Raw genomic sequence first — 14793 nt, forward strand, 5'->3', positions numbered from 1 at the left:
CCTTTTTATCTCCCAGGAGCCATTTATGCAGGAACTTGGAACGGGCGAGGCCGTCGCCCGGGCGAAGGCCATCTATGACTATGGCCAGACAGCCATCTTCGCATCTCACGTCGATCCCCGCCTTCACATGGTGCTGTATGTTCCGCCGACAGCCGCAGACGGCCGCAAGCTCGACCTGCTTGTCGCCGTTCATGGTACCGGCCGCACCTCGGCGATCGATTTTCGGGACGGCTTTGCCGAATTCGGGCTCTACAACGATTGCGCCATCCTTTGCCCGATCTTCCCCGTGGGCGTGCTGGGCGACGGTGCGCGCTCCGGCTACAAGTTCCTCGAAGAAGGCAATATCCGTTATGACCGCGTCGTCATCGCCATGGTCGAGGAGATGGCCGAAAAGTACCGACAGGACTGGTCCAAGTTCGCTATGTTCGGCTTTTCCGGCGGCGGTCATTTCACCCATCGTTTTGCCATCCTGCATCCGGACAAACTCTGGGCGGCGTCCATTGGCGCTCCAGGTTCGGTGACCCTTCTCGATCCGACACGCGACTGGTGGGTAGGCATCCGAGATCTGGAGGTCCGCTTCGGCAAGTCGTTCCAGCCAGAGGAACTGGCCAAGGTTCCCGTGCAGATGGTCGTGGGCGACGCCGATCTCGAGACCTGGGAAATCACCCATAAGCCGGGCGGCAAATATTACATGGAGGGCGCAAACGATGCCGGCACTACTCGCCCCCAGCGCCTTGCCACCCTTGCCCAATCGTTCCGCGATGCAGGCGTCGACGTGACCTTCGATCGCATTCCGGGCGTCTCCCATGACCGGATCAAGGTTCTTGGCTACGTCAAGACCTTCCTGGCAAAGGTGCAGAAGGACCGGCGCGCGAAATGAAGAATGCAACAGTTGTAGCCCCACAGCCGGAAGCGGTCGAAGCCGGAGCGGAAGTTCTCGAGCGTGGCGGCAATGCGATCGACGCGGCGCTCGCCTGCGCCTTCGTCCAGGGCGTGGTCGATCCGCAGATGGCCGGAATCGGGGGCTTCGGCTCCATGCACGTCTACATGCCGAAAAAGGGCGTGCACGAGGTCCTCGAATTCTATGCCCGCGCGCCCCTGAAGGCGAGGCCGGACATGTGGGTGGACAAGATAAAGCATCAAAGCCGCGACGGCTTCGGCTACGTGCTCGACGGCAATATTTCGGATATCGGCTATCTCGCAGTCTGCACGCCGGGCTCGCTCAAGGGCTACGAGACAGCTCTCAGGGACTACGGCACATTCGACTGGGCCGACCTGATCAAACCGGCCGTCCGCCTTGCCCGCGAAGGCTTCATGATCCGAAACCACATGCACTGGTACTGGACCAAGGACCAGTCGGATGACGGTTTTGCCAACACGATCGACAAGCTGTGTTTTTCGGATACCGGCCGACGGGTCTATTTCCACGAGGACGGATCGTTGAAGAATGTCGGCGAACTTCTCGTCAACAAGGACATGGCGGACACGCTTGAGCAGATCGCAAGAAGCGGTGGATCCGACATCTTCTATCACGGCGAACTGGCCGAGAAGATCGCGGCTGATTTCAAGGCCAACGGCGGACTGATCGATCAGGAAGATCTGGCGAGGTATGAGTTGTCGCGGGTGGTGCCTGTCTGGGGCGAGTATCGGGGCAACCGAATTGCGACCTCCCCTCCTCCCGGCTCGGGCTTTCCGATGCTGGAACTGCTACACATCATGGAACAGTTCGACGTCGGCTCCATGCAGCACAGCAGCGCCGAGCATGTCCGCATCCTCTTTGAGGCCATGAAGAGAATGACGCTCGACAAGGACGCGCACATGGGGGACCCGACCTACGTCGATGTTCCCTATGAGAGGCTGCTTTCGAGGGAGCATGCACAGGCGCATGCTCTTGCGATCAAGGCGGGCGAGATCGCTCGTGTTGACCGCCTCGACCGCTCGCAGCGCGACACTACGCACATCTCTGTCATCGACAAGGACGGCAACGCCGCCGCGATGACCCACACGCTCGGCAGTCCCTCTGGCGCCATCACCGCCGGCCTGGGCTTCATGTACAATGGCACGATGAGCCGCTTCAATCCGGTCCCCGGCAAGCCGGGCTCCATCGCGCCCGGCAAGCGCCGTCCCAGTTCTGCAGCACCGACAATCGTCTTCAAGGACGGCAAACCGAGCATCGTTATCGGCGCTCCCGGCGGCAGCTACATCGCACCCGCGGTTGCGCAGTGCCTGATGAATATGATTGACTTCGACATGTCCGTCCTCGAAGCCGTTTCGGCACCACGGATTGTTGGCGTGTCGAACACGATCGACATCTGCAACCGCATTCGACACTCTGTCGAAAGCGACCTGCAAGCGCAGGGCTACAAGGTGGCACGATCACCGCAGACATATGCATTCGCCGCGGTCCATGCGATCAAGATCGAAGACGGTGTCTCCAAGGGCGCCGCCGATCCGCAGCGAGACGGGATGGCGATCTCCGTCGTCTAAGGAGAGATTCAATGGTCACTTCGATCACCAGGCGGTTGATACAGGCACTGTTCGTCATCGTGGCAATGACGATCATCGTCTTTGCCGGCGTCAACGTGATTGGCAATCCGGTCGACATCCTGATCAATCCGGATGCGAATCAGGTGGAGCGCGCGCGCCTCATCTCCCATTACGGCCTCGATCAACCGCCCTGGAAGCAGTATCTGTTGTTCCTCGGGGGATTGCTGCACGGGGATTTCGGCAACAGTTTCGTCTACGGCCGCCCCGCTCTCGGGCTCATCGTGGAACGTCTGCCGGCAACGCTCGAGCTGGCAATCACGGCACTTGGAATTGCGATCGTCGTCGGCCTGCCACTCGGGCTTTATGCCGGGCTTTACCCACACCGGATCTCGTCCAAGCTGATCATGTCAGGCTCGATCCTGGGCTTCTCGCTGCCGACATTCTGGGTCGGGCTCATGTTGATCATGGTGTTCTCGGTCGAACTCGGCTGGCTGCCGACGAACGGCCGCGGCCCGACTGCGGAACTGTTCGGCGCACAATGGTCTTTCCTGACCGGGGAAGGCCTCAGACACCTTCTCCTGCCCGCCTTCAATCTGGCTCTGTTCAAGACGTCACTCATTCTCCGACTGACACGCGCCGGCGTGCAGGAAGTCCTGCCCCAGGACTACGTCAAGTTCGCTCGTGCCAAGGGATTGCGAGAGCGGCGGGTCATCACCGTGCATGTCCTGAAGAACCTGATGATCCCGGTGGTGACCATCATCGGCCTGGAGTTCGGATCACTGATTGCCTTTTCGGTCGTGACCGAAAGCATCTTCGCATGGCCGGGCATGGGCAAGCTCATCATCGATTCGATCAATCTTCTCGATCGTCCGGTCATCGTCGCCTACCTGATGATGATGGTCCTGCTCTTCGTCGTCCTGAACTTCATCATCGACGTCTGTTACACCATCCTGGATCCGCGGGTCCGGCTGGACACAAAGGCTTAGACCCATGGCTGAACCAAACGTGCAAGATAAAAGCGTTCCGGACGCCGGGCCTGGCCGGCTGGCCCGGGGAATTTCGGAGTTCCTTCGATCCCCCGGGGCCGCGATCGGCTTCATCACGCTGGTGATCATCTGTTGCCTGGCGCTATTGGCGCCCTGGATTTCCCCCCAGAATCCGTATGATTTGATGCAGCTCGACATCATGGATGGACGACTGCCGCCGGGGTCGGAATCAATGACGGGGCTTGTCTACCACCTCGGGACGGACAGCCAGGGCCGCGATATCCTGTCCGGGATTCTTTACGGCCTGCGGACATCGCTTCTCGTAGGTGTCTTGTCGGCCTTCGCTGCTGCGATTATCGGCACGACTACGGGCCTGTTTGCTGCCTATATGGGCCGGCGCACCGAAACCGTGATCATGCGGCTGGTCGATCTGCAGCTCTCATTCCCCACCATTTTGATGGCCCTCATGATGCTGGCCGTCCTTGGCAAGGGCGTCATCAACGTCGTCATCGCGCTTATCATCGCTGAATGGGCGACCTATGCCCGCACCGTGCGCGGCACGGCCCTGGTCGAGCGCGAGAAGGAATATATCGAGGCAGCCCGCATGCTCCGGCTGCCCGGATGGCGCATCCTCTTCAAGCATCTGCTTCCGAACTGTATTGCGCCGGTGATCGTGATTGCAACCATGCAGGTGGCGAGAGCCATTGGGCTGGAGGCGACGCTTTCCTTCCTTGGTCTGGGCGCTTCGGTCACCGAGCCGTCTCTCGGCATGCTGATCGCGACGGGCTACCAGTATCTTCTGACCGGCCTCTACTGGATCAGCTTCTTCCCTGGCATTGCGCTCCTCGTAACGATCGTGGCAATCAACCTCGTCGGCGACCGGCTTCGCGATGTGCTCAATCCGAGGAACGTGTCATGACCGCGTTGCTGAAGGTAAGCAATCTCGTGACCGAATTCGGCCCCGGCAAAGGTCAGCCAGGCTTGAAGGTCGTCAATGACGTGTCGTTCACCGTCGCGCGCGGCAAGGTCCTCGGCCTTGTCGGGGAATCCGGATCAGGCAAGTCGGTGACCGGCTTCTCGATCATGCGGCTCCTCGAAAAACCCGGCAGGATCGCAGGGGGACAGATCGTCTTCGACGGCACCGACATTGCAAACTGTTCCGACGAGGAGATGCGGCAGCTGCGCGGCAAGCGCATCGCGATGGTCTTCCAGGATCCGACGATGACCCTCAATCCGGTCCTGACCATCGGTACGCAGATGGTCGAGGCCGTACGGGCACATGAAAAAGTGTCCAAGCATGCCGCCCGGCAGCGGTCGCGGGATGCCTTGGGTCTCGTCGGCATCCCAAGCCCCGAGGAGAGATTGTCCGCCTACCCACATCAGTTTTCCGGGGGGATGCGCCAGAGGGTGGCGATCGCGATCGCACTTCTCCACAAGCCGGATCTCATCATCGCCGACGAACCGACAACGGCATTGGACGTGACAATCCAGAGCCAAATCATTTCGGAATTCCAGAAGCTGACCGAAGAGGCCAACACGGCCGTCATCTGGATTACCCACGACCTAGCCATCGTTTCGAGGCTCGCAGATGATATCGCGGTCATGTATGCTGGCCGCCTCGTCGAGACCGGCCCGGTTGCCAAGGTGCTGACCGATCCGTACCATCCTTATACCGCAGGTCTGATCGCATCCGTTCCTTCACAGAACAAGCGCGGCGAAGCGCTGCGTCAGATCAGGGGCATGACGCCGGCGATCAACAGCCTGCCGCAAGGCTGCAGCTTCCGTACGCGCTGCGACCGGGCGACGAACGCCTGTCTGGTGATGCCTGGCCTTGTGCCGGCTGACGACCGCTCCTTCCGCTGCATCCATCCCGTAATGAGAGGACTGCATGATGCTTGCGACTGACGCGCCCATGATCGAAGCAAGAAACATTTCGCAGCGCTTCGGCCCGAAGCCCGATCTTGCTGCCAAGATTACGTTGAAACTCAAACTGGCAAAGCCTGCGTCAATCGTGCACGCCCTTGATGACGTCAGCCTGAGCATCCGTGCCGGCGAGGTCATCGGCCTCGTCGGTGAAAGCGGTTGCGGAAAGTCAACGCTTGGCCGCGTGATTGCGGGGATAACGTCTCCGAGCGACGGCAATATTTTGTGGAAGGGCGTGGATCGGGATTCCATGTCTGCGAGCCAGCGGCACGAACTCGGCCTGGCCACCCAGATGATCTTTCAAAATCCGATGGCTGCGCTCAACCCGCGCATGACCGTCGAAGAACTCATCTGGGAAGCGCCGCGGACCCACGCGCTCGCCCGTTCGAGGGAGCGCGACACCTATGTCGACAAGTATCTGACACTGGCCGGCTTCGACCCGGCGATGAAAAAACGATACCCGCACCAGTTTTCAGGCGGTCAGCGGCAACGCGTCAACATCGCGCGGGCGCTTGCCGTCCAGCCCAAATTCATCGTCTGCGACGAAAGCGTGGCTGCTCTCGACGTCTCCATTCAGGCACAGGTCATCAACCTGTTTATGGAATTGCGAGACAAGCTCGACCTCACCTATCTCTTCGTCAGCCACGATCTCGGCGTCGTCGAGCATATTTCCGACCGTGTCGCGATCATGTATCTTGGCCGGATTGTGGAGGAAGCACCGGTCGAGGAAGTCTTCAGGCGAGCGAACCACCCCTACACGCAAGCGCTTCTGGCCGAAGTGCCGCGCATCGAGCCCGGCAAGCGCCGCTTCAAGCCCGTGGAAGGCGAACTCCCCAGCCCACTCGATCCTCCGAAGGGCTGTCACTTCCATCCCCGATGCCCGTTCGCAATGGACCGTTGTCGCGTCGAAGTGCCGATTAAGAAGGAAGTTGCGCCGGGGCACCTATCAGCGTGCCACCTAAATGACGACTAGCCTCGAACAACAGTACTCTCGACCTGTCTCGCTATTTCGAGACCGCTCGACCGGTGCAGCTGCGCCGGGGTTCCAACGTTGGGATCGCATCCGCCGATCTGCAGACCTTCACGTTCGACGCTCCAAAGGGCTTGAGTTCGATCGGTTGAATCTGCCATCTATCCTACGCGCGATATGGTGTCGTGGGTAAAAGATCGCGATGTGTTTTAGAAGCTGAGAAACTCGCGCCAAATTTTACGTCGCCTTGACACATGCTCGGCATGTGGTTGCCGTCGTCCGTGATCTAACTGAGGGTCATGAAATTTCCCTGGATTTTCCGTGTATAAGTGACGGAAAATCGCGGAAAAATGTGCTGTAAATATTTGTAATTTCGCCTAATTATATCAATCGTATCGAATTTAATTTGCATGAAATTTGGAAAAAATTGCATACACCCTCATTTTTTGGTATGGTGAGTGCAGGAGTTATCCCATGACGAAGTTACAGCAACTGAAAAGACATCTGCGATCCGGCAAGGTCTACCGTCGGGAGGACCTCGCCCAATGGTCGTCATCGGTCGATCGGCACCTGCAGCAGCTCCTCGCTGAAGGATACCTGACCAAATTGTCGACCGGTATCTATCACCGGCCGAAGCAGACGGCGTTCGGTAAGGCGCCGGCCGAAGATAATGCCCTCGTCGAGGCTTTCCTGAAGGACGACCGTTATCTGGTCACCTCGCCCAATGCCTATAACAGCCTGGGTGTCGGAGCGACACAGCTCTATAACAAGACTGTCGTCTACAACCACAAGCGCCACGGCAACTTCACACTTGGTGGGCGGGAATTCGAGTTCCGCAAGAAACCGACCTTTCCTAAAACCCTGACCAAAGAGTTTTTGCTGATCGACCTGGTCAACAATCTCGACCATCTGGCCGAGGATCGTGAACAGGTGCTGGCCCGCGTGAAGGAGCGTGCGCTACAGGGCAACCGCAACGCCCTCAACCGCGCCGCCAAGGAGTACGGCATGGTGCGCACAAGGAAGTTCTTCAACGGACTGACAGTGGATAGGCATGCCGGCTGATTTCCTGCATAACCACAAGGATTTCGCATCTCTGCTGCGTATCGTCGCCGAGGAGATGAAGGTGCAGCCCATGTTGGTCGAGAAAGACTACTGGATCATGCACTGCCTTTATGGCTTGCAACAATTGGGAATGAAGTTCGAGCTGAAAGGGGGCACATCGCTCTCGAAGGGCTACCGGATCATCAATCGCTTCTCAGAAGATATCGACATCCGTATCGAGCCTCCTGCCGAGATGAATGTCAAAGCCGGCCCCAATCACGATAAGCCAGCCCACCGGGAAAGCCGCAGGGCATTCTATGACTGGCTGGCGGCGACGATTAAAATCGATGGCATTCAAAGCATCGAGCGCGATAGCGAATTCGACAACGAGAGCTATCGAAGCGGCGGTATCCGTCTTTATTATCCCGAGACGACCAGCACCAAGTCGGTGCTGAAAGACGGCGTGCTGCTAGAGGCCGGATTCGATACAGTGGCCCCGAATATCGACAAAGACATCAGTTCCTGGGCTTACGATTTTGGCTCATCGCGAGTTGAGCTGATTGATAATCGCGCGCTGGCCGTGCCCTGCTACGAGCCCGGCTACACCCTTGTAGAGAAGCTTCAGACCATTTCCACTAAATACCGCAAGCAGCAGGAAACCGGACAGTTCCCGGCCAATTTCCTTCGGCACTATTACGACGTTTACTGTCTGCTGGACCACCCGGACGTGCAGGCTTTTATCGGTACGGAAGCATATCTAGCCCACAAACAACGGCGCTTTCCAAAACTCGACAATCCGGATATTAGCAGCAATCCCGCGTTCAGCCTTTCCCACCCCAAAATACTCGCGTTCTACGAAAGTGCTTATGAGCGGACCGCGCCGCTTTATTATCATGGCAGGCCCAGCCTGAAAGAGATCCTCACTCGCATCGGGTCTTGCGTAGATCGCCTCTAGCGCAAATGTTTCACGACCGTCACAGCGGCAAGCGGGTACGATGCAGGTCGCTGTCACAGTGACGGAGACGGGAATTACCGGCTTTGAGCCGCATCGTCGGGGATCGGACATATATAGTCTTTGCCGCTGGTCTTTCTCGCCACTCGGCCGTCGCGGCTGCCAGCAGGTCGGATGACAACATCAATGCGAGACCCGTCGCGGCCGGGCTTTTTCCCTGCGACGACCTGCCAGGTATGGGGATTGGTGCCGATCGCCCAGGCTGGTGCCCAGCATTGCGCGGTCGGCGTCACCCAGCTGACGTCGCCGACATCGGTCGATCCCGCCCGGAAATGCGATTGTCCTTCGAAGTCGCCCAGACCGGTGTGCAAGGGCGTCGAGCCATCGACCTTGGCATTGGAGAACACATCGGCCTTGATCTGATAGAGGCGGATGCAGCTCCTGATCGCTTCCTCTGTGAAGGTATCCTGGATTTTCCTGGCGAAGGCGATGTCGGCCTCGTCGAAGGCTATCGGGCCGAGCGCGACCATGTTCTCGTGCATTGCCGTCTCAAATGTGATGTTGGGAAGAAGGTTCGTCGAGGCGGTGTCGAACAGGATCTCGACCTCGGTTTCGGTCATTATCGCGGCACCTCGTGCCACTTTCTCGACGCGCCCGGCAAGCTCAAGCGCCTGGGGCATGTCAGGCGCCCTGATCAGATAGAGAACCTCGGCGCTGGCCTGCATGACATTGGCGGCCCTGCCGCCGGTATCGGTGATCGCGTAGTGAATGCGACAATCCTGCGGCATGTGTTCACGCAGGAAATTGACGCCGACATTTCATGAGTTCGACCGCATCGAGCGCTGAACGGCCGAGATGGGCGCTGTTGGCAGCATGTGCCGCGCCCCCCCCTGAAGCGATAGTAATATTCGAGAACGGCAAGATTGTTCGTTGAATGAACTCCGTTGAACGGAGCCGGATGCCAGGTCAGGGCGGCATCGACGTCATCGAATGCGCCGGCGCGAACCATGAAGGTCTTGCCGGAACCGCCCTCCACGATGAAATTGCCCGAGTGGGAAACGTTATGGCGAACTGGAGGAAGCCATAAATAGCGCAAAAGAAAACCAGAACAGTCCGTTCGTCATCCAGGGTTGTCGTGCCTCAGCGGTCGATCCCCGATAATGCGAACTGGAAAGCAAATTAGATGGGCCGTTGTCGCAAATTGTCTGGGTCTTCAGTACTTGCTGGACCTGTATCCAAGGCGGTTGTCCGGAGGACAACGGCAAAGGCTGCAGGGAAGAATTTCATTGTGAGAACGCAACGCATCTAAGTTTCGCGACCGTAGAAGCAGGAACTCCAAGGCCTGTCAGCAGACATCTTGAGCGGCAAAACAGCAAAGCATCGGTGCGGCCACTGTTCCACCTCTCAGGTGGACTCTAGACTGGCCGAAGTCACACACTTCAAATGGAGATGATGCCTTTAGAGTCGGCTATTTAACTTAATTCGTAAGCTTATAAGGAAATCGTCGCCCTCGCGGACAGTGCAAATGGCGGTGAAAGCCTGCCAAGCGGAGACCGCCCTTGAGATTCTCAAGGGCCAATGGTTGGGAGTCTCCGCGCCTCGCCAAACCCGGGTGAGGCAATGGGAGGCGTCAATTCCTCGCTTTGGTTGACATGCTCATCACTCGATCCCGACGGCGCACCTTTTCCCGCCCGCTTATGCCCCCGCAGCGCGCTCGACGAACCGAAATACCCTTACTACGCTTGCGCGGCTCAATCCAAGCTCTTCGGCGATGCAGTCCGCCGACTTTCCCGCGGCCTCCAGCCGCAACACCTCTTCCGCCTTGTGTGTCCACTTGTCCATCGATGTGACCTTTCCCGGGACGACGTCGCTGAACGGGGCACGATCTGTGATGGAGGTTCTGGCGCATTCGACACTTGCGGAAGTCATCACATGCTCCATCGCATCATTGAGTGATACAATCAATGAGATCAAGCATGTCGAAAGTAAATTCCAATTTAAGAGGTACCGGAGGCACGTCGTTATTGGTAGACCTCTTGGTTTTATTCTCCGTAGCGGCAACGGCGATCTTCCGCACCAGTTCCCCTCCCTCTTCAAATCAACACTCTGGATTGGGCATTACGAGTTCGTGACTATCTACGGTCCGCGGGCCGGTCTGAGCCAGCTGTCTGTCGCCGCGCCGAAAACATTGAAACGGCTGACAGGAAGTAAGGGCAAGGAGATCATGTTTGATCACCGATTTTTCCAAGTTTTGATAGGTCGCGAAAGTCGGCATCAATTGCAGAAAATCGGGAGTTTAGCGACAGATTGACGAATCGGGATTTGATCGACATTCTGAATCTTGGCGTGGCCTGCGCCCAACCTCCCAGACCTTCCCCAGCATGGTCTTGAACGGAGGCAAAGGGACTTCTGTCTCGGGCCGCTCGTCTTGGTCCGACCGTGTCGGGCGGGTTGCTGGGGAACTGCGTCCGAGACGTGAAAGGCCAGATAATGACCCAAAACGGAAATCTTAAACGCCGTGTACGCGCACGCGCAGCCAAAACCGACGAATCTTATACCGCAGCTCTCCAACATATTCGCCAGCCACCGCACGAGCCCGCGATCCGTTCAATACGGATGGCTGTGGCGCAAACATCGCTGTTCAACGATCCCCAAGATATTGCGGCGCTTCATGCCAGCGGAAAAGAGATGCGCCGTCTCATGCGTGAGGCCCGTAGTGCCGGGGTTCGTCTCTTACATTTCCCGGAAGGAACAACCTGCTGGCCACACAAACTAATCATGTCCGAAATCGGGCCTAGAGAAATCGGACCTTCCGATTGGACACGCTTCGAATGGGGTGCTTTGCGCGAGGAACTGGAAGCGACCAGAAGACTTGCGAGCGAGCTTAGGCTTTGGACGATATTCGGTTCCGTCCATCAGCTCACCTCGCCGCACCGGCCGCACAACAGCCTGTATGTGATCTCTGACCGTGGGGAGCTGGTGACACGCTATGATGAGCGCCTGCTATCGAACACGAAAATCTCGTTCATGTACTCGCCGGGGAAGACCCCTGTAACTTTTGAAGTGGATGGCCTCCGTTTCGGCTGCGCGGTCGGCATGGAAGCGCACTATCCGGAAATATTCATCGAATACGAGAAGCTCAATGTCGATTGCGTGCTGTTCTCGACAGCAGGAGATAGCCCTTCTAATGCTCCGGCATTTGCAGCTGAGGTGTTGGGGCATGCAGCAAGCAATACTTATTGGGTCAGCTATTCAACCCTTGCACCCCAGAGCCCGGCCGTTCCCTCGGGAATCGCCGCGCCAGATGGTCAGTGGGCAGTACACTGCCCTACGAACGGTTTACCCGCCATCGCTGTCGCGGACATCAGAGCTAATCCAGAGAATCCTGCGCGGCCGTGGCGGCGAAAGGCTCGTAGCGATCTTTATACCTCTCATCAGATAAACAGCGATCCGAGGAGCGACGACCGCAACCTGTTCTGACAATAATATTGTTCAGCGGGGCTTTTTTGCCCCGCTGACAACCCGGCGCGCAGCAAGGAAGATTGCATGATTGCGAGACTGACAGAGGTCGTCATCGCCACACGGCCACGGCCGCTCACTATCGGAGCGTTACCCCGGCTCCCTGCGCCGCGGTTACCAGCCGTTCGCCGGCGCACGGTGATGATGGATGCGCCGGACTCTGAAGATATTCGTAGAATTGTCGTAGATTTTCGCAGGAGAGGATTTTTCTCCTTGGATCGCAGGGAACCTTTCCTTCTGCTGGGTGTTTTATCTAGACCACGCGTTTCGGCTTCCACAGCTATTGAAACTGCGTGATCCCAAGTGCCATGGGGTGATCCCCTTGGCACTCATGGCTTGGGCTCGCCTCTGACCTGTCTTAGACGAGTCCTTGCTGTGAAGCCGCTTTAACCCCGCTTCCGGCGGGGTTTTTGTTTGCTCCTGAGAAACCAGCCATAAGCCGTTTTAGCTAGTTTGCCCCCTTTGGAGGGTCTGTCATCCTGCAGGTGCGTGGCGGGGATAAGGACTGCCCGTTCGCCCTGTCACGCGGTGAAGAGGCTCGCGTTGAATCGATGGCCAGCGCGAGCCTTCTCTTTCAGGAGCGCGTACCTATGATCAGCTCTCGCCCCTCTTAGCTTATCTGCTCGTCAGCATTATTCGCGAGGACATTCAAGTGCTCGAAGACGAAATTGCTGATCAGGAGCTTGAAGCGGACGATTGGGAACATTCAACCGCCTCGGATGTTCAGCGAAATGGATCGCGCGGCCAAATTCTCCTGTGACCGTGCTTTAGCCCTTGCACGTGGCTGTGCGGTCCGCCTCAATTCTTCGCAGCGTCACGTCGTAAAGCCCATCGCCATGGCGCCGATACCGATGACGGCAAGCGCTCCAATCCCCATCAGCTTCCAACGCTGACGATCATCGGTGACCTTTCGCATTTCCAGAAGATCCTCCTGAAGGGCCGTGACGGCTACCTGAATTGGCGGACCTCTTGCGCGCCGTCGATAATTCCAAATGACTAATATATAGAGCAGGTTCGTCGTGATATTCAGTGAGTTAGGCCACGGAGGGTAAGATGCTTCGATTGAGCGCTCGGTTCGCGTTTTTAGCCGCCTCTGTATTGGGTCTGCAGCCGTCCATAGCACCGGCTGCCGACGATACGCTAATTGCGCGCGGCGAATATCTCGTCACGATCGGCGGCTGCAACGACTGCCACACACCGGGATATTTCTTCGGAAAACCGGACAGCTCGCGATTTCTCGGCGGCTCGGAAGTCGGTTTTGAAATCCCGGGGGAAGGTGTTTTCGTCGGCAGCAACATTACGCCTGATAAGGAGACCGGGATCGGCAGCTGGACCAGGGAGCAGATCGTGACTGCGATTCAGACCGGGCAACGGCCCGACGGTCGCGCCCTGGCGCCAATCATGCCATGGCATGCATTCGCGAAGCTCACCGAAGAAGACGTGACATCGATTGCGGCATTCCTTCAAAGCCTGAAACCGGTAAGCCATCAAGTGCCTGGTCCTTTCAAGCCAGGGGAGAAGGTTTCAACCTTCATGTTCCGGATCTTGCCGCCGGGCGAAGCCGCAGCCGCCGCGCCAAACTAGGGGTAAACTGGAAAGTCGAACGCGGAAAACGTCAGCGCGCTCTGATCAACATTTAAGGGCGCCGGGGTAGGTGAGTTGCGGTAATTAATTCCATTGCGAATTCGCCAGACAACTGCCACGGTCGCCCCGGACTAGATTGCAAACGAATTTCAGCACATTTTTCTCCTACCCCTCGATATGAAGTTCGAGGATTTCCACTTTCAGGAAAACAAGTGCATCTGGCGGATCAATATAGCCATCGATTTTCAGGAGATGGCGACGAACTCAGCCAAAGCCACAAGACCGGCTAAATACCCCGCAGGTTCCTTGCCCGTTGCCATGGCAACTTCGCGTGTTTTTGGTCGTTTTGGCTTTTCGTCTTTGTAGCGGGTCTGACGGCGCCTTATTTTACGCGTCGCGCGCTCTGCGTTTTCCGGCTGTTGCAAAGACCGCGCTGGCATCACTGACAATTTCCACATGGGAATATGCCGCCTGCCCCGCGGCCGCAGCATCTGCTCGCATGATCGCGGTCACGATCCGACCGTGCTCTTCATAGGATTTCGCCAGACGTCCGGGCAGACGGAACTGCGCCCGCCGAAAAGGCGCAAGCCGCGCCCGCGTCCAGGTTACCATTTCGAAGACATGATCGTTATGCGCGCCGCGATAAAGCCGGGTGTGGAATTCGGTGTTGTAAGCCGAATATTCCTCTTGCGCGCCGGCATGTACCAGCCTCATCGATCCTCGATGCATCAACTCAAGCGCGCGCCGCTCATCGACCGTCATACGCTCGGCCGAGAGCTTGGCGCAGATCGCTTCGAGTTCCGCCATCGCCTCGAACATCGAATGCAGATAAGCCTCGGTGACATTGGTAACGACGGCACTGCGGTTTGGCTCGCGTACGACCAATCCCATGGCACCCAGCTCACGCAAAGCCTCTCGTACCGGTGTGCGCGAAACGTCGAAACGGACCGCGAGCGACACCTCGTCCAGCTTCGCGCCCGGCAGGAGTGCACCCGTGACGATCATATCGGAAATCGCCCGCACCATCTGCTCGACGGTGGTTCCAGCGCGGATGATTTCTCTGCGTCTAGCCTGCTTCACCATGCGAATCTACTTACTTCACCGTTTTGCATACAGATGCCGCTCGGGACTCCATAAGTCAAATTGTGCAGCGAAGATATTGTTAAATTTTCACTTTCTGATGAAGAAGACGCGCCAGAACAACCGGTGTGATGCTGTCGGGCGCAGTCATAATGAACAATAAATAGGTATTGACTATTTTTTATGCGGTAACGCGACCAATCTGTATGCACTTTGCATGTCGCAATTCTTTGTTTCATGAATATTGTTTA

At 57.5% G+C, this 14793-nt stretch carries 13 protein-coding genes and 1 pseudogene; 10 read left to right on the plus strand and 4 right to left on the minus strand.

Annotated elements, in window-relative coordinates; translation table 11 throughout:
* The first annotated feature begins 25 nt into the window (after nucleotides 1-25).
* The 8 genes from BLP23_RS10700 (at nucleotide 26) to BLP23_RS10735 (ending at nucleotide 8362) form a co-directional block, all read left to right on the plus strand.
* Nucleotides 26-880 carry a hydrolase gene (locus BLP23_RS10700; protein ID WP_092584834.1) on the plus strand — a complete coding sequence of 285 codons (855 nt, stop codon included), beginning with the start codon at nucleotides 26-28 and terminating at the stop codon, nucleotides 878-880.
* Nucleotides 877-2487, plus strand: coding sequence for a gamma-glutamyltransferase (gene ggt, locus BLP23_RS10705; protein WP_092584835.1), 1611 nt, complete (start codon nucleotides 877-879; stop codon nucleotides 2485-2487). The genes BLP23_RS10700 and ggt overlap by 4 nt, the downstream gene beginning before the upstream one ends.
* Nucleotides 2488-2498: 11 nt before the next feature.
* The gene (locus BLP23_RS10710; protein WP_092584836.1) at nucleotides 2499-3473 is read left to right on the plus strand and encodes an ABC transporter permease; all 975 of its coding nucleotides are present in this window, start codon (nucleotides 2499-2501) and stop codon (nucleotides 3471-3473) included.
* 4 nt (nucleotides 3474-3477) lie between these two features.
* The gene (locus BLP23_RS10715) at nucleotides 3478-4392 is read left to right on the plus strand and encodes an ABC transporter permease (RefSeq protein WP_092584837.1); all 915 of its coding nucleotides are present in this window, start codon (nucleotides 3478-3480) and stop codon (nucleotides 4390-4392) included.
* On the plus strand, nucleotides 4389-5378 hold the full coding sequence (locus tag BLP23_RS10720) for an ABC transporter ATP-binding protein (RefSeq protein ID WP_092584838.1): 990 nt from the start codon (nucleotides 4389-4391) through the stop codon (nucleotides 5376-5378). Before BLP23_RS10715 ends, BLP23_RS10720 begins: the two co-directional genes overlap by 4 nt.
* Nucleotides 5365-6369 carry an ABC transporter ATP-binding protein gene (locus tag BLP23_RS10725; RefSeq protein WP_092584972.1) on the plus strand — a complete coding sequence of 335 codons (1005 nt, stop codon included), beginning with the start codon at nucleotides 5365-5367 and terminating at the stop codon, nucleotides 6367-6369. Before BLP23_RS10720 ends, BLP23_RS10725 begins: the two co-directional genes overlap by 14 nt.
* A gap of 471 nt (nucleotides 6370-6840) precedes the next feature.
* Nucleotides 6841-7428: a DUF6088 family protein gene (locus BLP23_RS10730; protein ID WP_092584839.1), complete on the plus strand. Its 588-nt coding sequence runs from the start codon at nucleotides 6841-6843 to the stop codon at nucleotides 7426-7428.
* The gene (locus BLP23_RS10735; protein ID WP_092584840.1) at nucleotides 7418-8362 is read left to right on the plus strand and encodes a nucleotidyl transferase AbiEii/AbiGii toxin family protein; all 945 of its coding nucleotides are present in this window, start codon (nucleotides 7418-7420) and stop codon (nucleotides 8360-8362) included. The genes BLP23_RS10730 and BLP23_RS10735 overlap by 11 nt, the downstream gene beginning before the upstream one ends.
* 74 nt (nucleotides 8363-8436) lie before the next feature.
* Here BLP23_RS10735 and BLP23_RS10740 read toward each other — a convergent pair.
* Both BLP23_RS10740 and BLP23_RS33080 read right to left on the minus strand, forming a co-directional pair.
* Nucleotides 8437-9392, minus strand: a pseudogene (locus BLP23_RS10740) (amidohydrolase); the annotation flags it as partial.
* Between the two features lie 662 nt (nucleotides 9393-10054).
* Nucleotides 10055-10288: a helix-turn-helix domain-containing protein gene (locus BLP23_RS33080; protein WP_139187051.1), complete on the minus strand. Its 234-nt coding sequence runs from the start codon at nucleotides 10286-10288 to the stop codon at nucleotides 10055-10057.
* A 561-nt stretch (nucleotides 10289-10849) separates the two neighbouring features.
* On the opposite strand from BLP23_RS33080, the gene BLP23_RS10750 reads away from it, so the two are divergent.
* Nucleotides 10850-11839 carry a carbon-nitrogen hydrolase family protein gene (locus BLP23_RS10750; RefSeq protein WP_092584842.1) on the plus strand — a complete coding sequence of 330 codons (990 nt, stop codon included), beginning with the start codon at nucleotides 10850-10852 and terminating at the stop codon, nucleotides 11837-11839.
* Between the two features lie 853 nt (nucleotides 11840-12692).
* On the opposite strand, the gene BLP23_RS34945 is transcribed toward BLP23_RS10750, so the two are convergent.
* The gene (locus BLP23_RS34945; RefSeq protein WP_267890079.1) at nucleotides 12693-13001 is read right to left on the minus strand and encodes a DUF1515 family protein; all 309 of its coding nucleotides are present in this window, start codon (nucleotides 12999-13001) and stop codon (nucleotides 12693-12695) included.
* On the opposite strand from BLP23_RS34945, the gene BLP23_RS10760 reads away from it, so the two are divergent.
* Nucleotides 12932-13462 (plus strand): c-type cytochrome, encoded by a 531-nt coding sequence (locus BLP23_RS10760; protein WP_092584844.1) that lies wholly within the window; start codon nucleotides 12932-12934, stop codon nucleotides 13460-13462. The two genes, BLP23_RS34945 and BLP23_RS10760, sit on opposite strands and share 70 nt — an antisense overlap.
* 387 nt (nucleotides 13463-13849) lie before the next feature.
* Here the strand turns inward: BLP23_RS10760 and BLP23_RS10770 are convergent, their stop codons facing one another.
* Nucleotides 13850-14542, minus strand: a complete 693-nt coding sequence (locus tag BLP23_RS10770; RefSeq protein ID WP_092584973.1) for a GntR family transcriptional regulator — start codon at nucleotides 14540-14542, stop codon at nucleotides 13850-13852.
* Between the last annotated feature and the right edge of the window lie 251 nt (nucleotides 14543-14793).

The sequence above is a fragment of the Rhizobium mongolense subsp. loessense genome (assembly GCF_900099775.1).
Taxonomy (GTDB): Bacteria; Pseudomonadota; Alphaproteobacteria; order Rhizobiales; family Rhizobiaceae; genus Rhizobium; species Rhizobium loessense.